This window comes from Bradyrhizobium sp. 21 (assembly GCF_023073335.1).
Classification (GTDB): domain Bacteria; phylum Pseudomonadota; class Alphaproteobacteria; order Rhizobiales; family Xanthobacteraceae; genus Bradyrhizobium.
This window is the reverse complement of record NZ_JADPJG010000002.1, coordinates 1,003,790-1,028,158: the sequence shown is the minus strand read 5'-3', so window position 1 is coordinate 1,028,158 and position 24,369 is coordinate 1,003,790. Positions and strand designations below refer to the sequence as shown.

At 64.1% G+C, this 24,369-nt stretch carries 19 protein-coding genes; 5 read left to right on the top strand and 14 right to left on the bottom strand.

From position 1 onward, the window contains the following. Window positions 1–13 precede the first annotated feature (13 nt). The 3 genes from IVB31_RS04665 to IVB31_RS04655 form a co-directional block, all read right to left on the bottom strand. Window positions 14–1,081: an enoyl-CoA hydratase/isomerase family protein gene (locus IVB31_RS04665; protein ID WP_247319078.1), complete on the bottom strand. Its 1,068-nt coding sequence runs from the start codon at window positions 1,079–1,081 to the stop codon at window positions 14–16. Then, window positions 1,078–2,223, bottom strand: coding sequence for an isobutyryl-CoA dehydrogenase (locus IVB31_RS04660; RefSeq protein ID WP_247319076.1), 1,146 nt, complete (start codon window positions 2,221–2,223; stop codon window positions 1,078–1,080). The genes IVB31_RS04665 and IVB31_RS04660 overlap by 4 nt, the downstream gene beginning before the upstream one ends. 115 nt (window positions 2,224–2,338) lie before the next feature. After that, window positions 2,339–3,835, bottom strand: a complete 1,497-nt coding sequence (locus tag IVB31_RS04655) for a CoA-acylating methylmalonate-semialdehyde dehydrogenase (RefSeq protein WP_094896561.1) — start codon at window positions 3,833–3,835, stop codon at window positions 2,339–2,341. 98 nt (window positions 3,836–3,933) lie between these two features. On the opposite strand from IVB31_RS04655, the gene IVB31_RS04650 reads away from it, so the two are divergent. Continuing rightward, window positions 3,934–4,857 (top strand): LysR family transcriptional regulator, encoded by a 924-nt coding sequence (locus IVB31_RS04650; RefSeq protein WP_247319073.1) that lies wholly within the window; start codon window positions 3,934–3,936, stop codon window positions 4,855–4,857. A gap of 95 nt (window positions 4,858–4,952) precedes the next feature. Here the strand turns inward: IVB31_RS04650 and IVB31_RS04645 are convergent, their stop codons facing one another. Both IVB31_RS04645 and IVB31_RS04640 read right to left on the bottom strand, forming a co-directional pair. Next, window positions 4,953–5,570 carry a TetR/AcrR family transcriptional regulator gene (locus tag IVB31_RS04645; protein WP_247319071.1) on the bottom strand — a complete coding sequence of 206 codons (618 nt, stop codon included), beginning with the start codon at window positions 5,568–5,570 and terminating at the stop codon, window positions 4,953–4,955. Window positions 5,571–5,634: 64 nt separating this feature from the next. After that, window positions 5,635–6,168 carry a PaaI family thioesterase gene (locus IVB31_RS04640; protein ID WP_247319068.1) on the bottom strand — a complete coding sequence of 178 codons (534 nt, stop codon included), beginning with the start codon at window positions 6,166–6,168 and terminating at the stop codon, window positions 5,635–5,637. Between the two features lie 154 nt (window positions 6,169–6,322). Here IVB31_RS04640 and IVB31_RS04635 point away from each other — a divergent pair, with 154 nt between their 5' ends. The 3 genes from IVB31_RS04635 to IVB31_RS04625 all read left to right on the top strand — a co-directional run bounded on the left by IVB31_RS04635 (window position 6,323) and on the right by IVB31_RS04625 (window position 10,021). After that, window positions 6,323–7,093 (top strand): enoyl-CoA hydratase, encoded by a 771-nt coding sequence (locus IVB31_RS04635; protein WP_247319424.1) that lies wholly within the window; start codon window positions 6,323–6,325, stop codon window positions 7,091–7,093. Window positions 7,094–7,417: 324 nt separating this feature from the next. After that, window positions 7,418–8,614, top strand: a complete 1,197-nt coding sequence (locus tag IVB31_RS04630; RefSeq protein WP_247319067.1) for an acetyl-CoA C-acyltransferase — start codon at window positions 7,418–7,420, stop codon at window positions 8,612–8,614. Between the two features lie 111 nt (window positions 8,615–8,725). After that, entirely contained in the window at window positions 8,726–10,021 is a 1,296-nt protein-coding gene (locus tag IVB31_RS04625) for an MFS transporter (RefSeq protein ID WP_247319064.1), read from the top strand. Here the strand turns inward: IVB31_RS04625 and IVB31_RS04620 are convergent. From IVB31_RS04620 to IVB31_RS04610, 3 genes are all read right to left on the bottom strand, one after another. Next, the gene (locus IVB31_RS04620) at window positions 10,018–11,421 is read right to left on the bottom strand and encodes a carbohydrate porin (protein WP_346730850.1); all 1,404 of its coding nucleotides are present in this window, start codon (window positions 11,419–11,421) and stop codon (window positions 10,018–10,020) included. The genes IVB31_RS04625 and IVB31_RS04620 overlap by 4 nt on opposite strands. A gap of 24 nt (window positions 11,422–11,445) precedes the next feature. After that, on the bottom strand, window positions 11,446–12,462 hold the full coding sequence (locus tag IVB31_RS04615; protein ID WP_247319058.1) for a transporter: 1,017 nt from the start codon (window positions 12,460–12,462) through the stop codon (window positions 11,446–11,448). Between the two features lie 111 nt (window positions 12,463–12,573). Continuing rightward, window positions 12,574–13,356 (bottom strand): acetoacetate decarboxylase, encoded by a 783-nt coding sequence (locus IVB31_RS04610; RefSeq protein WP_247319053.1) that lies wholly within the window; start codon window positions 13,354–13,356, stop codon window positions 12,574–12,576. A gap of 246 nt (window positions 13,357–13,602) precedes the next feature. On the opposite strand from IVB31_RS04610, the gene IVB31_RS04605 reads away from it, so the two are divergent. Beyond that, the gene (locus IVB31_RS04605; RefSeq protein ID WP_247319049.1) at window positions 13,603–14,778 is read left to right on the top strand and encodes a patatin-like phospholipase family protein; all 1,176 of its coding nucleotides are present in this window, start codon (window positions 13,603–13,605) and stop codon (window positions 14,776–14,778) included. Between the two features lie 228 nt (window positions 14,779–15,006). Here the strand turns inward: IVB31_RS04605 and IVB31_RS04600 are convergent, their stop codons facing one another. The 6 genes from IVB31_RS04600 to IVB31_RS04575 form a co-directional block, all read right to left on the bottom strand. Continuing rightward, on the bottom strand, window positions 15,007–16,104 hold the full coding sequence (locus tag IVB31_RS04600; protein WP_247319047.1) for an alpha/beta fold hydrolase: 1,098 nt from the start codon (window positions 16,102–16,104) through the stop codon (window positions 15,007–15,009). 133 nt (window positions 16,105–16,237) lie between these two features. Beyond that, window positions 16,238–18,013: a response regulator gene (locus tag IVB31_RS04595; RefSeq protein WP_247319044.1), complete on the bottom strand. Its 1,776-nt coding sequence runs from the start codon at window positions 18,011–18,013 to the stop codon at window positions 16,238–16,240. Next, window positions 18,010–19,524 (bottom strand): ATPase domain-containing protein, encoded by a 1,515-nt coding sequence (locus IVB31_RS04590; protein WP_247319042.1) that lies wholly within the window; start codon window positions 19,522–19,524, stop codon window positions 18,010–18,012. The genes IVB31_RS04595 and IVB31_RS04590 overlap by 4 nt, the downstream gene beginning before the upstream one ends. A gap of 239 nt (window positions 19,525–19,763) precedes the next feature. Beyond that, window positions 19,764–21,461, bottom strand: coding sequence for a GMC oxidoreductase (locus IVB31_RS04585; protein ID WP_247319040.1), 1,698 nt, complete (start codon window positions 21,459–21,461; stop codon window positions 19,764–19,766). 424 nt (window positions 21,462–21,885) lie between these two features. Further along, window positions 21,886–23,445 (bottom strand): carboxyl transferase domain-containing protein, encoded by a 1,560-nt coding sequence (locus IVB31_RS04580; protein WP_247319037.1) that lies wholly within the window; start codon window positions 23,443–23,445, stop codon window positions 21,886–21,888. Then, window positions 23,375–24,349, bottom strand: coding sequence for a helix-turn-helix domain-containing protein (locus tag IVB31_RS04575; protein WP_247319035.1), 975 nt, complete (start codon window positions 24,347–24,349; stop codon window positions 23,375–23,377). The genes IVB31_RS04580 and IVB31_RS04575 overlap by 71 nt, the downstream gene beginning before the upstream one ends. Window positions 24,350–24,369 lie beyond the last annotated feature (20 nt).

Genomic DNA, 24,369 nt, shown 5'->3' with positions numbered 1-24,369 from the left:
TTGAACGTTGTTGTTAGCTAAACTTCAGTTCGTTGGCACCGATCTCGGCGAGATACGGCGCAAGCATCTCGGGCGTCACATCCTCGATCCGTGGCGGCGACCAGGTCGGATTGCGATCCTTGTCGATCACGGCAGCGCGCACGCCTTCGCGAAAATCGTCGCTGCGGAAGACTTCGCACGCGGCGCGATATTCGCGCACCAGGCACTCCTCCAGGCTCGACGCCGTGCGCGCGAGCCGCAGCAGCTTCAGTGTCACCACCATGCCGCGCGGCGATTTCTCGCTCAGCGTTTTCAGAGTGGCTTGAGCGAACTCGGAGCCATCGCGCTTCAGCGCCGCAACGATGTCCTCCATGCGGTCGTGGCCGAATAACGCGTCAATCATCGCCTGCTTCGTGGCGACCGGTCCTGCGGCATCGCCGGTTGCAAAACCGTTGATGAGCTTGCTGACATCGGCTGCGGTCGTGCCTTGGCTAACCTTGGTCAGCGCCTCGCGCAGCTCCGGCCATTTGGCCGCCGGGACCACGGCATCGGCGAATTTCGCGTGGACCGCATCGGGGCCGTTCATGGTCTGGCCGGTCAAACCAAAGTAGGTGCCGATCTCGCCCGGCGAGCGTGACAACAGAAAGGTACCGCCGACATCCGGGAAGAATCCGAGCCCGACTTCGGGCATCGCGAGCTTGGTGCGGTCCGTGACGACGCGATGGCTCGCATGTGCCGAGAGCCCGACGCCGCCACCCATCACGATGCCGTCCATGAACGCGACATACGGCTTCGGGAATTTCTTGATGCGGGCGTTGAGAATGTACTCTTCGCGCCACAAGATCTTGCCGAGATCGCCATAGACCTTCGAGCTTTCCCAGAGGGTACGGATGTCGCCGCCGGCACACAGGCCGCGCTCGCCCGCACCTTCCAGCAGGATGACGGCGACCGCGGGATCAGCCTCGAAGCGGTCGAGCGCCTTGTCGATGTCGCGAAACATCTCCAGCGTCACGGCGTTGATGGCCTTCGGGCGGTTGAGCCTGATAACACCGGCCGAGCCCTCGACCCGTGCGACCACATCACCCTCTTCCATGGCACTCATCGCGCGCCCTCGATCAGCTTGCGCGCCACGATCAGCCGCATGATTTCATTGGTGCCTTCGAGGATCTGGTGCACGCGCAAATCGCGCACGATCTTCTCGATGCCGTATTCGCTGAGGTAGCCGTAGCCGCCATGGAGCTGGAGCGCCTGGTTGGCGACCTCGAAACCGGCATCGGTGCCGAACCGTTTGGCCATGGCGCAGAGCATGGTGGCGTCGGGGTCCTTGCGATCGAGTGCTGCTGCTGCGCGCCACAGGAAGGTGCGCGCGGCCTCGAGCTCGATCGCCATGTCGGCAAGGCGGAACTGCAGCGCCTGGAATTCGTCGAGGCGCTTTCCAAAAGCCTTGCGCTCCTTCATGTAGGCGCGCGCCTTGTCGAGCGCGGTCTGCGCGCCGCCGAGCGAGCACGCGGTGATGTTGAGACGTCCGCCATCGAGGCCGGCCATCGCGATCTTGAAGCCGATACCCTCTTCACCGAGGCGATTAGCCACCGGCACGCGCGCGTTCTCGAAGATCACGGCGCGGGTCGGCTGCGCGTTCCAGCCCATCTTGCGCTCGTTGGCGCCGAAGGAGACGCCCGGCGTCTTGCCGTCAATGACGAGGGTCGAAATGCCGCCGGGGCCATCACTGCCGGTGCGCACCATCGTGACCAGCAGATCGGTGCCGCCCGCGCCCGAGATGAACTGCTTCTGGCCGTTGAGGACGTAAGTGTCGCCGTCGCGCACGGCGCGGGTGCGCAGTGCTGCCGCGTCCGAGCCTGCGCCGGGCTCGGTCAGGCAGTAGCTCGCGATCAGCTCCATGGTGCAGAGCTTGGGCAGCCATGTGTGGCGCTGAGTGTCGCTGCCATAGGCATCGATCATCCAGGACGCCATGTTGTGGATGGAGATGAAGGCAGAGGTGGTCGGACAGCCCGTCGCCAGCGCCTCGAAAATCAGCGCCGCGTCGAACCGCGTCATCGCAGAGCCGCCGACATCTTCGCGGATGTAGATGCCGCCCATGCCGAGTGTTGCGGCCTCGCGCATCACATCGACGGGAAATTGCTTCTCCTCGTCCCAGCGCAGCGCGTGCGGCGCGATCTTCTCTGCCGCAAACGCCAACGCCATGTCGCGAACCGCGATCTGATCCTCGTTCAGAGCGAACTGCATGCCGGGCTGCTCATTTTTCTCGTCATTGCGAGCGAAGCGAAGCAATCCAGACTGTCTCCGCGGAAAGACCCTGGATTGCTTCGTCGCTACGCTCCTCGCAATGACGGCGGGAGGATTACTTCATCAGCGGGATCGAGAATTCCGCGCCTTCCTTGACACCGGACGGCCAGCGCGAGGTCACCGTCTTGGTCTTGGTGTAGAAGCGGACCGAGTCCGGCCCGTGCTGGTTGAGATCGCCGAAGCCCGACTTCTTCCAGCCGCCGAAGGTGTAATAGGCGATCGGCACCGGGATCGGCACGTTGATGCCGACCATGCCGACATTGACCTTGGCCGCGAAGTCGCGCGCGGCGTCACCGTCGCGGGTGAAGATGGCGACACCGTTGCCGTAATCATGCTCGGACGGCAGGGCGAGTGCTTCCTTGTAGTCATGCGCGCGCACGACCGAGAGGACGGGGCCGAAGATTTCTTCCTTGTAGATCCGCATGTCCTTGGTGACGTTGTCGAACAGCGAGCCGCCGAGATAGAAGCCGTTCTCGTAGCCCTGCATCTTGAAGCCGCGGCCGTCGACGGCGAGGGTCGCGCCTTCCTTGATGCCGATGTCGATATAGCCCTTGACCTTCTCGACCGCCTCGCGCGTCACCAGCGGACCGTAATCGGCGGACGGATCGATCGAGGTACCGATCTTGAGGCTCTCGACGCGCGGGATCAGCTTTTCCATCAGCCGGTCGGCGGTGGACTTGCCGACGGGGACGGCGACCGAGACGGCCATACAGCGTTCGCCGGCCGAGCCATAACCCGCGCCGATCAGCGCGTCGACCGCCTGATCCATGTCGGCATCAGGCATGATGATGGCGTGGTTCTTGGCACCGCCAAAGCACTGGCAGCGCTTGCCGGTCTGGGCGGCGCGCTCGTAGATGTATTGCGCGATCGGGGTGGAGCCGACGAAGCCGACGGCCTTGATATCGGGGTCGTCGAGGATGGCGTCGACCGCTTCCTTGTCGCCGTTGACGACATTGAGGATGCCGGCCGGCAGGCCCGCCTCGATCATCAGCTCGGCAAGCATCATCGGCACGCCGGGATCGCGCTCCGAGGGCTTGAGGATGAAGGCGTTGCCGCAGGCGATCGCTGGCGCGAACTTCCACATCGGGATCATCGCCGGGAAGTTGAACGGTGTGATGCCGGCGACGACGCCGAGCGCCTGCCGCATGGAGTAGATGTCGATGCCGGGGCCAGCGCCTTCGGTGTACTCGCCCTTCATCAGATGCGGGATGCCGCAGGCGAATTCCGCGACTTCGAGGCCGCGCTGGATGTCGCCCTTGGCGTCGGGAACGGTCTTGCCGTGCTCGCGGGCGAGCAGCTCGGCGAGCTTGTCGTAATCGCGCTGCACCAGCTCGACGAACTTCATCATCACGCGGGCGCGGCGCTGCGGATTGGTCGCGGCCCATTCCGGCTGCGCGGCGCGGGCGTTCTCCACGGCGGCGCGGACCTCGGCCTTGGACGCCAGTGCCACCTTGGCCTGGACGTCACCCGTCATCGGCTCGAAAACGTCGGCGGTGCGGCCCGAGGTGCCCTTCACCTCCTTGCCACCGATGAAATGTCCGACTGAACGCATGGAATGATCTCCTTCAGGCCTGATCCGCTTTGACAAATCCTATCGACCTGCATTTTATAGGATTCAAGTCTGAGATAATGCACCTTAGATGTGCGAGAATGCTGGATCAAGGCGCTATCGATTGGGACGACTTTCGCTTCGTGCTGGCCATCGTGCGAGGCGGCTCGGTTTCGGCTGCGGCAAAGCAGCTCGGGGTGGATCATGCCACGGTGATCCGGCGGGTCGACCGGCTGGAGAAGCACCTTTCGGCGAAACTGTTTGACCGCCGCAAGACCGGCTACCTGCTCACCGAGGCTGGCCAGCGCGTCGCCGACAGCGCGGAAGCGATGGAATCGACCATCGTCGCCAACCAGGAACAGGTCGGCGGCTCCGTGGCGCGGCTGACCGGCACGGTACGGATCGGCGCACCCGACGGGTTCGGCACGGCTTTCCTCGCGCCCCGCCTCGCACCATTCGCGGACCGGTACCCCGATCTCGATCTGCAACTTGTGGCAACCGCCCGGCTGTTCAGTCTCTCCAAGCGCGAGGCCGACATCGCCATCAGCCTGACCATGCCGAAGGAGGGCCGCATCGTCGGCCGCAAGCTGCTCGACTATCGCCTCGGGCTCTACGCCTCGGCTGGCTATCTCGACCGCTTCCCGGCGATCACCTCGCCCGAAATGCTGCCGCAGCACCGCTTCGTCGGCTATATCGAGGAGCTACTGTTCACGCCCGAGCTCGACTATCTTCCGCAGGTGTCGCCGAAGATTTCCGCGCGCTTGCGCAGCGCCAATTTGATCGCGCAGCTCAATGCGACGCTTGCCGGCTTCGGCATCGCGGTCCTGCCGCACTTCATGGCAAGCGACTATCCGCAGCTCGTGTCGGTGCTGGCGGAAGAGATCTCGATCACCCGCACCTTCTGGATGCTGATGCACGCCGACAGCAAGGACCTCGCGCGGATCAGGGCTGTGGCGGATTACATCAGCGAGATCGTGGAGCGCGAGCGGGCGCTGTTTGCTGGAAGGCTGGCACTGCTCTCCTAGGGAGGGCAAAGCGACGCGTCCCACCGTGCCAATCAAGTGCCCGGAGAGATAGTGGGCGCGGCATAAGGACGGCGCCTTAGTCCACCCTACGGCACCTAATTCTGCTTAGGCTTCTTCGCCGCCGCCTTCGGCTCACGGCGCGCGCCATCGAGCGCGCTGTCCTTGCCGGACTTCAGAACCTCATCCGACAGCTCGCTGGAGCCGGCAATGCGCGCCAGCAGCATGGTGCCGGCCATGGTCGCCAGCGTCGCGATCGCCTGCTTGCGCGCGGCCTTGCGCGGCAGATTTGGGATGAAGTCGGTTATCATCTCGATCATCTCGTCGAGCTTGCCGGCAAAGGCCTTGCGCGTCTTCGGGCTCTCGCGGGCGATCTCGGCGCCGAGCGCTGGAATCGAGCAGCCATGGCCGGGATCGTCGCGGTGCAGCGCGGAGAGATAGGTCTCGACCATCTGGCTGAGCTGTTTCTCGGGCGCAACCTGATCGGACCGCTTGCGCCAGTGCTCCATCCCGCGGTCCATCGCATAGCCAAACGCCTCGATCACCAGCGCCTCGCGGGAATCGAAATGGGCATAGAAGCCACCATGGGTCAGGCCCGCCTCCTTCATGAGGTCGGCGACGCCGATGCCGTGGGCGCCCTTTTCGCGCAGCCGCACCGAGGCCTTCTTCACGATACGGTCGTGAGTTTCCTGCTTGTGTTCCCGGGAATAGCGCATGCGGGTCTCATTGAATGTCGGAGATCATCTCATAACACAGAAACAGACCAGGCGGTGCATTAATTCATGGTAAGGCATTGCCGATCATCGAAAAGGTTGCAGTTGCATGGACCGCGAGCGCACCCTTGCCGTCGCGCACGAAACCCTCCGTGTAGCTGCTCTGGCGTCCCAGCTTGATCACTTTACCTTCGGCCGAGATCGGCCCTGAACGGACCGAGAGCGGACGCAGGAAGGTCATTTTCAGGTCGAGAGTCACCGAGCTCTGCCCCGCTTCCAGCCGGGTCGAGATCGCACAGCCCATGGCGGTGTCGATCAGCGCCGCGGCGGTCGCCCCGTGCAGGAGGCCGATGGTATTTTCGAGGTCCTCGCGCGGCTCCAGTTCCATCACAATCCGGCCCGGCTCGACCACGGCCATCACGAAGCCAATCAGTTTGGCGAACGGCGGCGGCGGCAGGCGGCCGTCGCGGATGCCCAGCATGGCGTCCATGCCGGAAAGTCCCATAGCCGCCTTCGCCACCGGCGCCGGCACCTGCCAATCCACCAGGCGCTCGCGCCGTTGCGCCGGGGAGAACAGGTCGAGTTGATCGTTACAGGACATGGCCACCTCTTTGTATGACATCCATCATACTATATCGCGGACTTCGCGCTGGCAATCTCGCCTCCTCGCGGCTTGACAACACATGCGTTTCGGCTCGGAAGTGATCCCGACCGGCGTATCCTTGCGCAAGTCCACGAAACTCAGAGATCCCATCATGGAAATGCTCAACCACCATTGCGGCGTGACGCGCGACGCGCGCGGCGTCGTTCATGTCGCGATCTGCAACGCCGGCTCGCTGAATATTTTGGGCTCGCCCGTGACCGACGCGGTCCGCGAAGGCCTCCAGCAGCTCAGCTCCGATCGCGGCATCCGCGTCGTGGTGCTGCGCGGCCAGAGCGAGAAGAGCATGATCGGTGGCGCCGATATAAAAGAGATGGCCAAGCTCGACCAGAGATCGGCCGAAGCCTTCATCAGCCGCCTGCGCGATCTCTGCGAGGCCGTGCGCACCTTCCCGGCCCCCGTGATCGCACGCATGCCCGGCTGGTGCCTCGGCGGCGGGCTCGAGGTCGCGGCAGCCTGTGATTTCCGGATCGCCGCGCATGATGCGCATTTCGGCATGCCGGAGGTGCGCGTCGGCATTCCCTCGGTGATCCATGCCGCGCTGCTGCCGCGCCTGATCGGCTGGGCCCGCGCGCGCTGGCTGGTAATGACCGCGGAAAACATCGACGCGCCGACGGCGCTGGCGTGGGGGCTGGTCGACAAGGTCGCACTGGCGGGCGAGCTGGATGCCGAGGTCGAACATCTCGTCAACGCGCTGCTCGCATGCGGCCCCGAGGCGCTGCGGTCGCAGAAGGCGCTGTTGCGGCAGTGGGAGGAATTGCCGCTGACGGAGTCGGTAAACCTGAGCATCAAGGTGTTCGGCGAGTCGTTCCTGACGGACGAGCCGACGCGGCTGATGCAGGCGTTCGTGAACAGGAAGCGGTAGGGCCGCGACCGCAGTGCTGAAGAGGCTCTCTCCAAGCTGGAGGTGTCATGCCCCGGCTTGACCGGGGTATCCGGTACGCCGCAGATTCTCGATTCATCACAGCCGTCTCGGAGTACTGGATCGCCCGATCAAGTCGGGCGATGACAGCGTCATGCGGAGCGGCCACCACGCCATAGGCCCGCGACAATCACACCCTCCTCCGATCGAACGACCAATTCTCATCCGAACCACGACAATTTCTCATGCCGGACGCGGTTGCATTTTTTTGCGCCGCATCATATGATGGGTATAATCTTATTGACTGTCGTCACAGGGAGTCCCATCATGGCCGCAGCCGCCAATCCCGTCGTCATCGTCTCCGCCGTCCGCACCCCGCTCGGTCGCTTCATGGGCGAGTTGTCGCCGCTCCCCGCACACAAGCTCGGATCCCACGCGATCGGCGCCGCACTCGAGCGTGCGCAGCTTGCGCCCGAAAAGGTCGACGAGGTCTTCATGGGCTGCGTGCTGCCGGCGGGACAGGGCCAGGCACCGGCGCGTCAGGCCGCGCGTGCAGCCGGCCTCCCCGATGCCACGGGCGCCACCACCGTGAACAAGGTTTGCGGCTCCGGCATGAAAGCGACCATGCTTGCGCACGACATCATTCGCGCCGGCTCGGCCGAGTACGTCGTCTCCGGCGGCATGGAGAGCATGAGCAACGCCCCCTATCTGCTGGCTAAGGCGCGCGGCGGCTATCGCGCCGGCCACGACCGCATCATCGATCACATGATGATGGACGGACTGGAGGACGCCTACGAGACCGGCCGCTCCATGGGCGATTTCGGCGAGGCCACCGCCGAAGCCTACCAGTTCACCCGCAAGGACCAGGACGCCTATGCGATGGAAACGCTGAGCCGCGCCCGCAAGGCGGTCGAGGACGGTGCGTTCAAGGCCGAGATCGCGCCGATCACGCTCACCGAGAAGGCAGGCCCGCGCATCATCGCCAATGACGAACATCCGCTGAAGGTCGACCCCGCAAAGATCCCCGGACTGAAGCCCGCGTTCCGCGCCAACGGCACGATCACCCCGGCGGCCTCCTCTGCGAACGCCGACGGCGCCGCGGCGCTCGTGCTGACGAGGCGCTCGCTCGCAGATCGGGGCGGTCTGCCTGCAATCGCCGAGATCAAGGGCCACGCCACCCACAGCCAGGAGCCGCAATGGTTCACCACTGCGCCGATCCCGGCGATCCGCAAGCTCCTGGACAAGGTCGGCTGGAGTGCCGGCGACGTCGATCTGTTCGAGATCAACGAGGCCTTCGCCGTGGTGGCGATGGCGGCGCAGCGCGATCTCGGCATTCCCCGCGAGAAGCTCAACATCAACGGCGGCGCCTGCGCGCTCGGCCACCCCATCGGCGCCACCGGCGCACGGCTGATCGTGACGCTGCTGCATGCGTTGGAGGCGCAGAACCTCAAGCGCGGCGTTGCGGCGCTGTGCATCGGCGGCGGCGAAGCCACTGCGATTGCGGTGGAGCGCTTGACCCACTGAGGTAAAAGTCCGGAAATGAGGGAACTCTGTCGTTTCCGACAAACGGGTTTCGTGCCATTCTGCAAACTCGCGCAGGTGTTTTTCAAACCTGCCCACCAAGATTGAGGCTCAATGATCTCGAACTGGCTCGCGGCAACACTCGGCCGCCGCAATATCCACTACGGCTGGGTGATGGTCGGCGTGACCTTCCTCACCGCGCTGATCAGCGCCGGCACGGTCGGCGCGCCCGGCGTGTTCATCATTCCGCTTCAGAAGGAGTTCGGCTGGAGCACGGCGGAGATCTCATCCGCGCTGTCGATCCGCTTCATCCTGTTCGGGCTGATGGCGCCGTTCGCGGCCGCCCTGCTCAACCGCTACGGCCTGCGCAACGTCACGCTCACCGCGCAGCTCATCGTCGTCTCCGCGCTGGTGCTCTCCCTCGGCATGACCGAGGTCTGGCAGCTCGTCGCGCTGTGGGGCGTGGTGATCGGGATCGGCACCGGCATGACCGCGCTGGTGCTGGGCGCCACCATCGCGACACGGTGGTTCGCGGCAAGACGCGGCCTCGTCATCGGCATCATGACCGCGAGCGTCGCCACCGGCCAGCTCGTGTTCCTGCCGCTGCTCGCAAGCCTGACCGAACGTTTCGGCTGGCGGCTTGCGCTCGGCTTCGTCTGCATCGCGCTCTGTGTTTCCGCCCTCGCCGTCCTGCTCGCGATGCGCGACCGTCCGAGCGATGTCGGCCTGCGCCCGTTCGGCGACGAAGGCACCACATCCCTGCCCGTGCCGCCCGTCAGCCATGGCTCGATCACCGGCGTTGCGCTCGGCACGCTGCGCGACGCCTCGAAGTCGAGCGCGTTCTGGGTCCTGTTTGCGACATTCTTCGTCTGCGGCGCATCCACCAATGGCCTCGTGCAGGTGCATCTGATCCCGATGTGTCTCGATTTCGGCATCCCGCAGGTGCAGGCAGCGGGCCTGCTGGCTGCGATGGGCATCTTCGACTTCTTCGGCACCATCATGTCGGGCTGGCTGTCGGACCGCTACGACAACCGCTTTTTGCTGTTCTGGTACTACGGCCTGCGCGGGCTCTCGCTGATCTTCCTCCCCTTCAGCGATTTCTCGTTCTATGGGCTCTCGATCTTCGCGATGTTCTATGGGCTCGACTGGATCGCCACCGTGCCGCCGACGGTGCGCCTCACCGCGCAGAAATTCGGACCCGAGCGCGCCAATCTGGTGTTCGGCTGGATCTTCGCCGGCCATCAGCTCGGCGCCGGCACCGCCGCCTTCGGCGCCGGTTTCTCACGGACGGTCTATCAGAGCTACCTGCCCGCCTTCTTCATCGCCGGCGCGCTCTGCGTGTTCGCCTCACTGATCGTGCTGACGTTGTCGCGACAACCGAAGCCAAAGCCGCAAGCGGCGATGGCCTAATACCTGAGTGTGGTGGTGACGCCGAACACCGCGGCGTCACCGATCCGCGATATCCCGGTCGGATCGGCGGGATTCGGGATGCCGCCGGAGGGGCGGAATACGTATTGGAAGTAAGGCGCGATCAGCCAGCCCGGCTTGATATGCGCCTCGTAAATCATCTCGATCAGGCTCTCGTTGCTGCGCACGGGGCTCTGGACGCCGGTGTAGAACTGGGTGTCGACATCGAGGTTACGCGCGGTGTTCGAGATGCGCATGTAGGCCGCCGCCACGCCGAAGCGGTCGAGCGGTCGACCGGGTACGAAGCCGACGAAGCCGATGCCGCCGTCCAGATAGAGATCGATCAGATTGCGGTCGGGCGGGCTGTAGGCGATGCGGCCGAACGCGGTGACGCCGGGGATCGAGGCCGACGTGGTGTTGTCCTTGACCTCGGGCGGACGGTAGAGCACCTGCTCGATGACGGCAAAGATACCGTAATTGCCGCGGAGCTTTGCCGGAATGCCGCTTCCCCCTGGATCGGCGATCGACTGTCTCTCGATCGTGAAGCGCTGGCTGTCGAACGAGCCATAATGCTTCCAGGCACCCGGCGTGAAATTGCCGGCGAGCGGACGGCCGCCGATATCAAGGTCGTAGTTGAAGCGGACCTGCCCGATCACCCACGGCGGATCGTTGACGCGGAAGGCAAGACCATGATGGTCGCGCAGCTGCGGATCGGCATCGCCCGGTCCTGACGGATCGCCGTTGAACACCGCGGCGAAGGCGGTGATCTGGTCCGTCAGCGCGGCCTTGATGCGAATGCCGGGGACCGCGATCGGCGGCGCCGGGCCGCCGGCCGGAAGGTTGGACGCCTTGATCGCCGGCCAGCCGAACGTGCCGTTGATGAAGAGGTCGTCGGTCTCGCTGTCGAAGAACTCGACATCGGCGGCCTGCTGGCCCGCCCTGATGTTCAGCCTGTCGTTGAAGAAGCTCTGCTCGAAATAGGCGTTGTAGAGCCGCTGGTCCGGCAGCGCCTCGATCTCGCTGATGGTGGCGAGGTTCATGACGTTGTTGCGGGAGAGGCCGCGACCATAAATGATGAAGGCATTGGCGTAGATGCGGCCGCCGGTCCAGCCGACCAGCTTGTCGAGATCAGCATCGACCGACAGATCGAGGCGGCCGAAATGGATGGCGCCGCGCTTAACGCCGCCCGACACATTGCCGATGTTGTCGGCGATATAGGTGGCGCCAAAGTTCAGGCCCTTGTTGGCGAGCCCGTCATGCCATTCATTGAACCATTTCGGCGCCAGCCATTCGGCCGCGCTCTCGTCCTTGGCACCGGCGATGGCGCTGGTGCTCGCCAAGGTGCACGCTGCCGCAATGGCGACCGCGCTTCGCAACGGAGATCTATGGGCAGTCCCGCTCACGGCTGATAAACCTGATGGCACACTCTATTTGAATATGCCCGTGCGCCGCATGAAGAGATAGGCCGCACCGATCGACGAGGCCATCAGGCCGGCGGCCCAGAGGAATCCAGTCTCGACATCGGTCAGCGGCAGGCCCTTGGTGTTCATGCCGAAGATGCCGGTGATCAGCGTCGGCGGCAAGAGCAGCGTCGTCACGATCGACAGCGTGTGGAGGTGCTGGTTGCTCTCCTCCTCGTTCTTGAAACGCAGCTCTTCCTCGAGCAGGCGGCTGCGTTCGCGCAGCTCGACGATATCGTGGTCGAGCCCGTCGAGCCGCTGTGCCAGCTTGCCTGCCTGAATCCGCAGCCCCGGCGCCAAGTGGTCGGTGTTCTTCTGGTCGAGGCGATGGAACAGCGCGCGCAGCCCGGTGAGCTGGCGGTGCAGCCTGACGCAGGTCCGGCGCAGCCGGCCGAGATTGCGGCGCATCTCCGGCTTGACGTCGTCGGCCAAAATCCGCTCCTCGATGTCGTCGATCTCCTGGCCGAGCTTGTCTGCCATCCTGTCAAGCGTGTCGGCGACCTCGTCGACGATCTTCTCGAGGAGGTGCGCGACGTTGTCGACCCGGTAGCCGCCTTCGAGCACCCGGCGCGTCGCGTCCGCCGAGCACAGCGCCTGGTGGCGGCCGCTGATCAGGAGCCGCTCGGTCATGGCGAAGCGCAGGAAAGCGGTGTCCTCCGTCGCGCTATCGATGTCGCGCACGAGGTCGGAGAACACGCCGTAGACGCAGTGGTCGATGACGTGAAGCTGCTGGAAGGTGTCGTTGGACAGCAACAGCTCGCGCGCGAGCGGCGGCAGCTGGGACGCGGCGATCCACGGCCGTGCGCGCGTGTCCGTGAGGTTGAAATGCAGCCAGAGCCGGCCGTCATGGCTGAACTCGATCGGCTGGTCGATCGGCAGCGGCTCGGCACTGCCGTCGCCGTGGAGGCGGAACGCCCAGACCAGGCCGGGAATGGCAGACACGGACTCCGTTATCGCGCTGACAAGCTTTGCCGGCTCAGCCATGACCCAACCCCAACCGTCAACGAATGCCCCCGGTCCGGAAGATGGCTGACGGCATCTTCCGGATCCACAGGGTACTCAATTACGGCATTGTTACAGTTTGATGATGGCGTCCTACTCCGCTGCCAGCCCGGTCGCGACCGCAGCCTCGGCTTCCCTGATGTAGTCGTGCACGACGCGGCCGAACGGCAGCGTCAGATCGGCGATGTAATGATGCGCGCCGAGGCAGCGGCGGACCGGGAAATCGGCGACGGGCGCGTTGACATGCGGCACCAGATGCAGCCGGCCGGGCCCCATCCAGGAGCCCTTCGGCACGATGTCGATGAGGTTGATCGCCACGAGCTGGCAGATCTCGAGATGGCCGTCGACGCCGGGGATCATCTTCAGATTGACCTGCGTCTTCGACAGCGTCGCGCGGGTCAGATCGCCGTTGCCGGCCATGCTCTCGTGCTTGTAGCCCATCGTGCCCATGGCGACGAGTTGGCCCGCATATTCCAGCGTGCCCGTCAGCGTGTCCTTGACGATCTCGAGCTTGGGATGGGCGTATTTCTTGGGGAAGCCCCAGATCTCGCGGCCGGCGGCGATCGGCGGATCGTCGTCCAGATACATCTGCGAGACGAAATTGACCTCCTCGCCGTGCAGGCGCGCGGGGATGACGAGGCCGGATTCGGTGTAGCTTCCGAAGCCGGACGAGTCCGGCATCTTGATCCATTCGTAATGCACGATCGGCTGGTCGATCGGCTCCAGCGGCTCGGGCAGGCCGGTGCGGATCAGGTCCGGATCAGTCTCGTAGGTGATGACGAGGAATTCGCGATTGACGAAGCGATAGGGCCCGGCCGGATAGCTCGGTCCGGCCGCCGGCATGGACGGAAGCCTCAGCAAATCTTCCCTGCGCATCGCTGGTCTCCTTGTGATGTCCGTGACGCCTGCCCGGCAGCATCTGATGAGATGCAAATTGCTAGCCGCCGTCATTGACTGCGATGTGAAGGATTTCCGTCAGGCGCACGACTGCAGCCATACCCAAGCCGGCGCGGCCATTCCCAACGCGGCCATTGTGCATGCAAGCGATGCACCGGCGCCAAAATTGTCATCACGCCGTCACCGCGGGACGCAATCGTTTTGTTTCACGCAGGGAGACACACCATGGACGCCCGAACGTCGCAACCGGCTCATCAGACCCATCAGCCTCCCTCCACGGGCTGGCGGCCCGAGCGCTGCGACCGGGTCGCGCTGGTGCTGCAAGGCGGCGGCGCGCTGGGCGCCTACCAGGCCGGCGTCTACCAGGCGCTGCACGAGGCCGGCATCGAGCCCGACTGGGTCTGCGGCGTCTCCATCGGAGCCATCAACTCTGCCATCATCGCCGGCAACAAGCCGGAGAAGCGGCTGGAGGCGCTGCGCATCTTCTGGGAGCGCATCACCAACCGCAAGATCTGGCACTACACGCCTGACGGCGACATCTTCCGCCAGTGGCGCAATCTCACCAGCGCGTGGATGACGTCGGCGATGGGCCAGCCGGGCTTCTTCAGCCCGCATCAGGTCAATCCCTGGTTCAGCCCGGTCGGCGCCCGCACGGCCACCAGCTATTACGACACGATGCCGCTCAAGGAGAGCCTGCTGGAGCTCGTCGACTTCGATCTCATCAACGAGAAGAAGGTCCGCTTCGCGGTCGGGGCGGTGAACGTGCTTTCCGGCAATTTCATCTATTTCGACAATTCCCACGACGTGATCGAGCCGGAGCACATCATGGCCTCCGGCGCCCTGCCCCCGGCATTGCCGATGGTGCGGATCGGCACCGATCATTTCTGGGACGGCGGCATCGTCTCCAACACCCCGCTTCAGCATCTGCTCGACCAGGAGGACGCGCTCAATTCGCTGGTGTTCCAGGTCGACCTGTTCAGCGCCCGCGGCGTGTTGCCCCGTTCGATGCAGGACGTGCTGGCCCGCCAGAAGGACATCATGTATTCCTCGCGCACGCGCCACAACACCGACGTCTACCGCCGCACGCACAATCTCAAGGTCCTGCTGTACAAGGCGCTGGCGAAGGTCCCGGACGACCAATTGTCCGACGAGGACCGCGAGCTCAAGTCGAGCCTGCGCCACATGCCGGAGATCGCGATCCTGCATCTGATCTACCAGCAGAAGGCCTATGAGGGCGACGCCAAGGACCACGAATTCTCGGGCACCTCGATGCGCGAGCACTGGACAAGCGGCTACGAAGACACCAAGCGCACCCTGAAGCGCCGCGACTGGATCAAGATGCCCGACGAAGGCATGGGTCTCGTGGTGCACGACGTGCACCGGGAGACGGAGAGCGCGTGAGGCCGGCGCCTCGCCAGGTGCTTCAACCATAAAAGCGCGAAAACAACCCCATGCACAGTAGCCGGGGCAAGTCGGATCAATGACTTAGCGTGTCGGCAAGGAGGTTTGACACGTCGGGCAAAACAGGAGCATCCTGTTAACATTGCAAATTTCGACAACGTCCTTGCCTCTCAGCCTTGGCGCCCGAGAGGCCCATGCATGATCGGCGGTCACGCTCCTCTAAAATCTTCACCTCGCAGGGGCCGTTCGTGACGCATCCTCGCTGAGTTGCTGGCCCTGTGCGAGCCTCCGCTCCAGCATCCCCATGACAGTGCTCACCGAGTCAAAGGCTCTGGAGTGCGAGTCATCCCCTCCCACGTGCGTGAGGTCAAACACCAGGATCTTCTGCTGCGCGAGCGCGCTCTTGTACGGCTCTTCCTCCGGATTGATGTCGCCGAGGCGGTTCGTCCCTCCCGCAAGGGATTTCGAGATCTTGAGGGCGACATCATCCTGGGACAGAAACAAACCGATGCGTGGGCGCCGGGGCCCCATCTCCCTGACCTCGCCCATGAACTCGTCAAACGCGACGTCGGGCGCGACAAGCGCCACGTTCTTCAGCTTCGACACCGTTCCGCCGCGTACCGCTCTCGCGCGCAGCGCTTCGAGCGTGACCAGGCAGCCCATGGAATGGCAGACAAGCGTGATCTCCTTGATGCCTGGATTGGCGTTCACGGCATCCAGGAACTCGGCCAGCGCCGCGCCCGATTGCGTCGCGACCTTGCGATCGTGCTGATATGAGCCAAGGTTTCCCGCCCCCTGCGATGGCCACGAAAACAGCACGGGAATGACGGGAAGCCGGCCGTCGTGCACGAACTGCGCGTAGCGGTACACCGCGTCGTCGAAGCGGTTGTTGAATCCATGAACGAAAACCATCGCCTTGTTGCGATGCTGTGCCTTGGCCGCGGTGGTGATAGCAGCGCCAAATCCGGAGCGGTCCAGATAGTCCGCGGACGTCGTGACGAAATCCGTGCGCGGGTCGCCGGGCGGAGACACCGGCCACTGGATTGCACCGACTGTGCGTGAAGCGTCCGGCGGAATGGAGACCGTGACCTGAGCGAAAGCCATCTCGCCGGACGGCTCCCGGCTGAACATCTCGCCGGGGTCACCGCTCGATCGCGTGCGCGTCGTTCCGATGAGGATCGGGACTCGCGAGACGGCTTCAACGGCCTCGCTGCTCGGAACAAGCACACCTTGCAGAGGACGCGTCGTGCAGGACGCGCAAGCCAGGACCGTCAGCACGGCAGTTGCAACGTGCAGAGAAGCGGTGGCACGGCCCTGTGGATGCATCCAGTTCTCCCCCCGGCGCGCACCCACCGTCCGGAGCAGTCTGGTATCGGACTAGATCTTGCCGGCTTGGCTCGGGCGCCAGCGGGTGCATGCAGCACCAAAGTAAGCTGGGTAAAATACCGATTGATCCAGATCAATGATCCGGGGCGACCGGCCGTCTCGTTCGCAGGTTTCGACCGGCTTCGGCGATCTTTCCCGCCGGGTCACGACGCTCCGGAGCGCTTGCTTCCGCGTCAATCCGAAAGTCCGACTTGGCGGCGCCGAGCGCTGCGGCGAGCTCGTCGATGTGGTAGGGTTTCGGCAGGATCTGGACGCCGGCCCTTTCGGCGTCGCGAACCGCGGCTTCGGCGTATCCGCTCGTCAGCAGGACCGGGATGTCGCTTCGCCTTCGCTTGATCTCACGCGCGAGTTCGACACCGTTCATGCCGCCCGGCATCATGATGTCGGAAAATACGAGATCGACAGAGCGGCCGTCCGCCAAGGCGCCGAGGGCAGCCGAAGCGCTGGCCGCGTGAGTAACCTGATAACCGAGCTGCGCAAGCATTTCGCTAACCAGCGCAGCGACCTCCTCGTCGTCTTCGACGAGGAGAACACGGCCATGATTGGCCTTCTTGGGTCGAGCCCTGTTCAGGTCGATGAGATGCCGCTCACCCGAAGGGATATTCCTGGATCGCGGCAAATAGAGCTCGATGCTGGTCCCCTCGCCAACCGTCGATTTGATCCGAACCATTCCGCGTGACTGCGTTGCAAATCCGTGGACCTGAGCAAGCCCCAGCCCCGAGCCCTTCCCGACATCCTTGGTGGTGAAGAACGGCTCGAAGACCCGCGACAGGATCTCAGGGCTCATGCCAACACCGGTATCGACCACGGAGAGACGGACGAAATCGCCGGCGATCTGCCCCTCGTTCAGACCCGTCAGGTTCTCGCCACGGACAACGATCGTGCCGCCGTTCGGCATGGCATCCCGGGCGTTGACCGCCAGGTTGAGAATGACCAGTTCGAGTTCTCCCGCGTCGACTTCCACCGGCCAAAGACCATCGGGAAAATCAAACTCCACGTGAACGTCGCCTCTCAGGCTCCGATCGAGCAATTCGCGCATGCCGCCGAATTGCGATGCGATGTCCACGGCCTCCGGCCGGAGCTTCTGCCGTCGCGAGAATGCCAGGAGCTGCCTGGTCAGGCCGGCACCGCGCTGCGCCGCCTGGACCATTCCTTCCATGAGACGGCGACGACGATCAGGGTCTGCCTGCCGGTCGAGCATATCCAGACCGCCGGAGATCACCATCAGCAGATTGTTGAAGTCGTGAGCCACGCCGCCGGTCAACTGGCCGATGGCCTCGATCTTCTGGGCCTGGCGAAGGGTTTCCTCGATGCGGGCGCGCTCTTCCATTTCGGCCCGCAGATGCTTGTTGGCCTCCTCAAGCGCGTGGGTGCGCTCGACCACGAGCTTCTCTAGCTCCTGGGCCGTCCGCTCGCGCGCCTGCAGCAGGGTCCGAATTTCATATTGCCGCCGGCGTGCCCGCATTGCCGACTGAATGGCGCTGGTCAGCGTGATCGGCTGAACCGGCCGCTCGAGCAGCGAGACGTTACGGAGAGCTTCCACGATGCTACGGCGCCAGGCAACCACCGTCGGCCGCTCGCGATGGCTGGTGAGGATGACGAAGGGCAGGTCCGACCAGGGCGGCTGCCGCTCGATCCAATGTGCCAACGGATTGATATCCTTCCCGAACAACCCCTCCTCGGCGAGAAGAACCGCGCCCACGCCCGCCGACATCTCGCTGACCAGTTCAGGTAGACCTCGACAATTGATTGCGACGAGATTCGAATTGCGGAAAAGCTCGACCGATGCCGGTCCATCGCGGCCGATCGGAGCGAACACGAGGACGCAATGATCGCGGTCGGCGCTCATTCCGACAGCCCTTCCGACATTTCCGTGTCTGAGTAACGCGGATTCCCGGAAAAGATGCCGCTGAACCCGGTCAGCGGAGGACCTACCTTAATGCCGGCACGACCGAGACGAAACTCGCGAATGGAATGTTCATGATCGCCGCTGCGTTTTTTCACGACGGACAAGGCACGCCGCACCGTTCCCCCGACCTCGAAATAGCGCAGCATGAGCACGGCATCGCTCAAATAGCTGATATCGAGAGCCGTTTCCATCGGACCCACTAGCCCATGCTGAGCGAGGATCAGGACGGTCAGCACGCCTTGTTGCCCGAGATAAGTCAGAAGCTCGTGCATCTGCAGGATGAGGAATCGCTCGTCCGGCATCGCGTTCAGGTAACCGTTCAGACTGTCGATGATAACGATCTTCGCGTTACCCTTTTCCACGCTGTTACGCACATTGGCGGCGAATTCGCCGGGAGACAGCTCGGCAGGATCGACCTGTTGAAACCGAATGAGCCCCGATTGAAGATGTTTCTCAAGAGGGAGTCCAAGCGTTCGAGCCCGCGCTTCCACAGTACCGCGCCCCTCATCGAAGGCAAAGAACACGGCATGCTCACCGCGCCCTGCCGCCGCGATCGCATAGGTCAGCGCGAGAGAGGATTTACCGACACCGGCGGCGCCCAAGAGCAGCGCGTTGGTGCCGCGCTCGAGCCCGCCTCCCAGGAGCTGGTCGAGTTCTGCATTGCCGCTGGGCGTGACCTCGCCGACAAACGAGGCGTGATGTTCCGCTGCCACAAGACGGGGATATATCCGCAGACCTCCCGATTCAATCGTAAAATCGTGGAAGCCGCCGCGAAATCGAATGCCGCGCATCTTGATCACGCGAAGGCGCCGACGCTCTGCTCCATAATCGATGGCGAGCTGTTCGAGCATCACAACGCCATGCGCGATCGAATGCAGTTGCAAATCGTCCTGGGAGGACGAGAGGTCGTCGAGAAGGATCACCGTGCAATTGCGGTTGGTGAAAAAGTGCTTCAGGGCCAGAACTTGGCGCCGGTACCGCAGCGGGTTCTGCGCAAGGAGGCGCAGCTCGGACAGGCTGTCCAGCACCACGCGCGCGGGATTGATCCGTTCGACCTCCTTGAATATCAGACCCGTGGTTTCGCTCAGCTCCATTTCGGCGGGGTGGAAGACGGTGAGCTCGCGCTCCGGATCGAGCGTCGTCTCAGGCGGTACAAGTTCGAAGATATCGACGCTTTGCAGCGACCAGCCGTGCCGCTGTGCGACCAGCGTCAGCTCACGCTTGGTTTCCGACAAGGAGATATAGAGCACGCGTTCACCGCAGCGGGCGCCCTCAAGGAGGAATTGAAGCGCCATCGTGGTCTTGCCCGAGCCGGGCCGCCCCTCGTAGAGGTACATGCGATTGGGATCGAGCCCGCCATAGAGGATGTCGTCGAGACCCTGACTGCCGGTCGAAATCCTCGGCAAATCTTCGGAGTTGCTGGTTTGGGCTCCGCTGGAAGAACCAATCATTGAACCCCCTGAAGTTCCGTTGCTAAGACGCATTCCGGTCTCGACACAAGGCGCGCAGGCTAGCGGCCTGGTTCAAACCAATGCGAATTCGGCAAGGAAACGCCCAAGGCCGGTTCCCGGTTCCGCAGGAGGACGCATACCCCCAGACCCTGCTTTTGGGGAACAGTTCTGACATCTGTGCTGCATGATGTCCGCTTCAATGGCCTGATTCGCGGCGGCCAATGCATAGAGGCACCGACTCACTGCATCATTGCGGCCGCGATCTTTTCCGCCGACATCAGGACCGGAAAATTGGTGTTGGCGCAGGGCACCACCGGGAAGATCGAGGCGTCGACCACGCGCAGTCCCTGCACGCCCCTGACGCGGCACTCTTCATCGACCACCGCCATCGGATCGTCGGCCCGGCCCATGCGGCATGAGCAGGAGGCGTGCCACACGCCGATCGTCGCCTTGCGCACGAAGGCCTCCAGCGCCTCGTCGTCGTTGATGACGTCGTCGAAGGTAAAACCCTCGACCACGAAATTGTCGATCATGTAGTGGCGCAGCGCCGTCGGCCCGTCCATCAGGGCGGCTGCGATTTTTGTCAGTATCCGGTTTTTGGTGTTGACCACGCCGATCTTGCGCACGCGGTCGGTATAGGAGGCCGGGAACGGCTTGTCCGTCACGGCCCTGACGACGTCGCTCATCTGCACGGCCGCCATCTTGCGGAAACCGCTCATCAAGCGATCGAGGTCGCGCCGGTCGGACAACAGGTTGAACTCGACGATCGGCTCGGCCGCCGGATCGCGCGAGGCGAGCTTGACCTGTCCGGTCTCCGAATAGGTCTTGTTGACGAAGGTCAGCAGCGATCCGATCTGCTCGCCGACGGCGTGCCAGGCCGATTTGCTGAGCAGGACGACGAACATGTCGCCCTTCGGCACGCCTTCGAGACCGGACGAATAACGCAAGCCAAGCTGCATGTGCCGCCTGGTGTGCTCGTTCATGCGCGCGCCGCGGCGGACAAAGGACGACAGCGAGATCGAGGGATGATCCATCAGGCGCTGACCGACGCCTTGCAGCCCCATCAGAACCGGAATGCCCATATCCTTGAGGTGCCCGACCGGGCCGATGCCGGCGCGCAACAGATGCGCCGGCGAATGGATGGCGCCGCTGGAGAGAATGATCTCGCGTCCCAGGAATTGCTGTTCCTGTCCGTCGACCACGGCCTTGACGCCGACGCATTGCGTGCCTTCGAACAGCAGTTCCCTCACCTGCGTGTTGGTGGAGATGGTGAGGTTGGCGCGCTTGCGCGTGTCGCGATCGAGATAGCCCATGGCAGCCGAGACGCGCTGCTCGGCCTGGTTGGAGTGCGTCACCGGGAAAAACCCGTCAACGAACTCGCCGTTCTGGTCGGCCACGAATTGATGACCGGCCTGTTGGAAGCCTTGCGCGAACGCCTCCGAATGCCGTGTCCAGTGCTCCCGCGGAATGCGGCGGACCGGGATCCTGCCGTCCTTGCCGTGGTACGGCCCGTCGAAATCGAGGTCGCGCTCGACTTTCTTGAAGAAGGGCAGCACCTCGTTCCAGCTCCACCCCGCAGCGCCGCGCGCGTCCCATTCGTCATAGTCGGTCGGCGCGCCGCGGTTGGCCATCTGGCCGTTGATGGACGAGCCGCCGCCGAGCACGCGCGCCTGCTCGTATTTGCGCAAAGGCGGACGCCCTACGTCCGGATTGTTGTGGCTGACGATCTGGGTCGTGACCTTGAGCTCGGTCCAGTGGAAGCGCGGATCGAAATAGGCCGTGCCCGGATAACTGTCCCTGATCTCGGCCGGCTCGTTGCCGGGCGGCGTGTCCTGTCCGGCTTCGCAGAGCAGGACCTTGTTGGCGCTCCTGGCAGAGAGCCGGTGGGCCAGCACGGACCCCGCCGAGCCGCCGCCCACGATAATGAAGTCATACACGATTGGCGCTTCCTCTTGTTCTTGCCCGGGAAGCGTAGCGCGTTATTGTTTTGAGGTCACCTCATCGCTGCTGCGGCAAAGCGCGAGCACAGATGCCGGCGACGCCGAAGGCACCGCCTGGCGGCAGGCATCTGCCGCCTGGCCAGCAGGTGACAAAGGGAGCGAACCCTGGAGGCTTTACGGCTTCCTCACGAGGCCCGCGCGCAACCGTTCGGCAAACCAGACGACAAAAATTGCAGCGAACGACAGACAGAAAAATATGGCTGTCCAAAGCAGCGCGTTACCCGCATTTGTCATGACGTCTCTCCCTCGTTTCGAACGAGACGCTTGCAGAAAATGGGAGGCGTGGCGTTGCGATAGATCAATTTTGCCAAATCGCAATTGGGCTGAGGTCGGCAACAGCTGCCCGCAGTGACAGCTGAAGCTACGGCCTGATCGAAAAATTTTCCGGTGACCCCGGCTTTCGCAGCGGCTCCGCCAGTCGCGCGAACTCGCACAGCAGCGACCTCGTCTTGCGGGGATCGATGATCTCCTCGACCCAGAACTTTTCGGCCGAGCGAAACGGCGAGCGCAGCTTGTTCAGCCGCTCCTGGATCTCGTTCAGCTTCTCCGCCTTGTCCTCGGCCGCATCGATGTCGGCGCGGTAGGCGGCTTCGATGCCGCCTTCGAGCGGGAGCGACCCCCAATAGGCCGACGGCCAGGCGTAGCGGATCGAGAAGCGGTCGGCGGGCTGATGCACCACGCCGGCGACGCCGAAGGCGTTGCGCAGGATCACGGTGCACCAGGGCACCGTTGTCTGGTTGACCGCGGCCATGGCGCGGACGCCGTGGCGGATGGTGCCCGCCTTCTCGGCATCGAGGCCGATCATGAAGCCGGGGCAGTCCATGAGATAGACGATCGGCAGATGGAAGGTTTCCGCGAAGTCGACCCAGCGCACCACCTTCTGGCAGGCATCCGCGGTCCAGGAGCCGCCATAGTGAAAGCTGTCGCTGGCAAGCAGCAGCACCGCCCTGCCCTCGAGCCGCGCGAGGCCGACGATCACAGGCTTGCCGAAATTCCTGGCGACCTCGAAGAACGAGCCCTTGTCGACGACCTGTTCGATGATCGGCCGTATCTTGTAGACCTGCTTGCGGTTGCGCGGCACCGCGTTCATCAGCGCCTCTTCGCTGCGCTCCGGATTGTCTGTGCAGGGCAAGGTCGGCGGCAGCCCGTCAACCGATGACGGCAGGTAAGAGAGAAAACGCCGCGCGCAGGCGAATGCTTCTTGTTCCGTGTCGACCGCATGATCGACCGCGCCCGCGCGGGTCTGGATGTCCGCGCCGCCGAGCTCTTCCTTCGAGAGGTCCTGCCCCAGCGCCTTCACCACCGGTGGCCCCGCGACGAACATCGCGGACTTCCGGGTCATGATGGAATAGTGGCTGGCGGCAAGACGCGCGGCGCCGAGCCCTGCGACCGAGCCGAGGCCGAGCGCGACCACGGGCACGCGTGACAAATTCTCCGTCGTGAAGCGATACCAGCGCGTGCCGCCGATCCCGCCGGGCAAATTCGCCGCGCCCTTGGTCTCGATGGTCTTGACCGAGCCGCCGCCGCCGGATCCCTCGATGATGCGGACGATGGGCAGACGGAAATCATGCGCCATCTCCTCCGCCATCAACGGTTTTGCCGAGATGGATGCATCCGCCGAGCCGCCGCGCACCGTGAAATCGTCGCCGACCACGACGACGGTGCGGCCATCGATGCGCGCGCGGCCGAACACGCAGTTCGCGGGCGTCAGCTTCTGCAGCTCGCCGCTGGAATCGTATTCGCCGATGCCGGAGACGGCACCGATCTCGTGAAAGCTGCCCTTGTCGGTCAGTCCGTCGATACGCTCCCGAACAGTCAGTCGGCCCTGGTCATGCTGACGCTTGACCTTGTCAACGCCGCCCATCTCCCGCGCGAAGGCTTCGCGCCGGGCGAGCTCGTCGAGTTCCGGCTTCCAGTTCATCCACTCCCTCCGAATTGATCGGCTTGTTATTGTTATGCACGGCCATTGCGACCGGTTTGCGCGAGATGCGGTTGTTGAAGACGTCGCCGTCCGCGCCTTCGATCAGGCTGCCGAGCGAGCGGCCGAGCGCGACCATCAGCGGCGCGACTTCGGCGTGCAGACGCTGTTCGTCATACATCGCGGACAGAAGCCCGATCGTGATGACGACGAAGGTCTGGTATTGCGGCGACCAGATCGGCACCGCGAGCCCGTTGATGTGCGGGCTCCACAGGCCGCAGGCCACGACATAGCCGCGCTCGCGCAGCGACTGCCGGTTGGCCTCGATGCGGGGCTTCAGGATTTTCACAGCCTCGGGGGCTTCCCGCTCCATGTCCGCAATGAAGGCATCGCCGACCTCCGGCGCCAGCGCCGCGGTGTAGGCCGCGCCCGCGGCGGTCGAGGCCATCGAGATGCGGCTGCCGGTGCCCTCGTGCAGGCCGAGCGCCGTCGCCGAGCGCGCGAACTGGAGATAGACCAGATGGAAGCGATCGGGCACCACGAAGCCGACCGTGCCCGGAAGCTGCTCGGCCACTTCCTGGAGCCGCTGGCGGATCATGCTGCGCAGCTGAGCGCCCTTCATCATCGAGGCACTCATCGCCACGGCGCTCGGCCCGATGCGATACTTCTGGTCGCGCGGCAGATAGACGAGCTGTCCCATGCGCGTCAGCGTGTGCGTGAGCCGCGACACCGTCGAGCGCGGCAGGCCGCAGCGATTTGAAATCTCGAGATTGCCGAGCCTGGCCTCGTGGCCCTCGAAGCATCGCAACACGTCGAACGCGCGCGACACCACCTGGATGACATCACCCTCACCGGCATCGCCAGCGAGCGCACCTTGCCTACTCAACCGCTCTGAACGTCGTCCCATGTTCCCTACCGCTTGTTCCG

Bases quoted from the DNA above. Each gene is read 5' to 3' on its own strand.
- IVB31_RS04655 (WP_094896561.1), bottom strand. From the start codon at position 3,835: ATGCGTTCAGTCGGACATTTCATCGGTGGCAAGGAGGTGAAGGGCACC.
- IVB31_RS04595 (WP_247319044.1), bottom strand. From the start codon at position 18,013: ATGAGCGCCGACCGCGATCATTGCGTCCTCGTGTTCGCTCCGATCGGC.
- IVB31_RS04610 (WP_247319053.1), bottom strand. From the start codon at position 13,356: ATGCGCAGGGAAGATTTGCTGAGGCTTCCGTCCATGCCGGCGGCCGGA.
- IVB31_RS04600 (WP_247319047.1), bottom strand. From the start codon at position 16,104: ATGCATCCACAGGGCCGTGCCACCGCTTCTCTGCACGTTGCAACTGCC.
- IVB31_RS04650 (WP_247319073.1), top strand. From the start codon at position 3,934: ATGCTGGATCAAGGCGCTATCGATTGGGACGACTTTCGCTTCGTGCTG.
- IVB31_RS04645 (WP_247319071.1), bottom strand. From the start codon at position 5,570: ATGCGCTATTCCCGGGAACACAAGCAGGAAACTCACGACCGTATCGTG.
- IVB31_RS04590 (WP_247319042.1), bottom strand. From the start codon at position 19,524: ATGATTGGTTCTTCCAGCGGAGCCCAAACCAGCAACTCCGAAGATTTG.
- IVB31_RS04635 (WP_247319424.1), top strand. From the start codon at position 6,323: ATGGAAATGCTCAACCACCATTGCGGCGTGACGCGCGACGCGCGCGGC.
- IVB31_RS04665 (WP_247319078.1), bottom strand. From the start codon at position 1,081: ATGAGTGCCATGGAAGAGGGTGATGTGGTCGCACGGGTCGAGGGCTCG.
- IVB31_RS04630 (WP_247319067.1), top strand. From the start codon at position 7,418: ATGGCCGCAGCCGCCAATCCCGTCGTCATCGTCTCCGCCGTCCGCACC.
- IVB31_RS04615 (WP_247319058.1), bottom strand. From the start codon at position 12,462: ATGGCTGAGCCGGCAAAGCTTGTCAGCGCGATAACGGAGTCCGTGTCT.
- IVB31_RS04575 (WP_247319035.1), bottom strand. From the start codon at position 24,349: ATGGGACGACGTTCAGAGCGGTTGAGTAGGCAAGGTGCGCTCGCTGGC.
- IVB31_RS04625 (WP_247319064.1), top strand. From the start codon at position 8,726: ATGATCTCGAACTGGCTCGCGGCAACACTCGGCCGCCGCAATATCCAC.
- IVB31_RS04605 (WP_247319049.1), top strand. From the start codon at position 13,603: ATGGACGCCCGAACGTCGCAACCGGCTCATCAGACCCATCAGCCTCCC.
- IVB31_RS04660 (WP_247319076.1), bottom strand. From the start codon at position 2,223: ATGCAGTTCGCTCTGAACGAGGATCAGATCGCGGTTCGCGACATGGCG.
- IVB31_RS04580 (WP_247319037.1), bottom strand. From the start codon at position 23,445: ATGAACTGGAAGCCGGAACTCGACGAGCTCGCCCGGCGCGAAGCCTTC.
- IVB31_RS04640 (WP_247319068.1), bottom strand. From the start codon at position 6,168: ATGTCCTGTAACGATCAACTCGACCTGTTCTCCCCGGCGCAACGGCGC.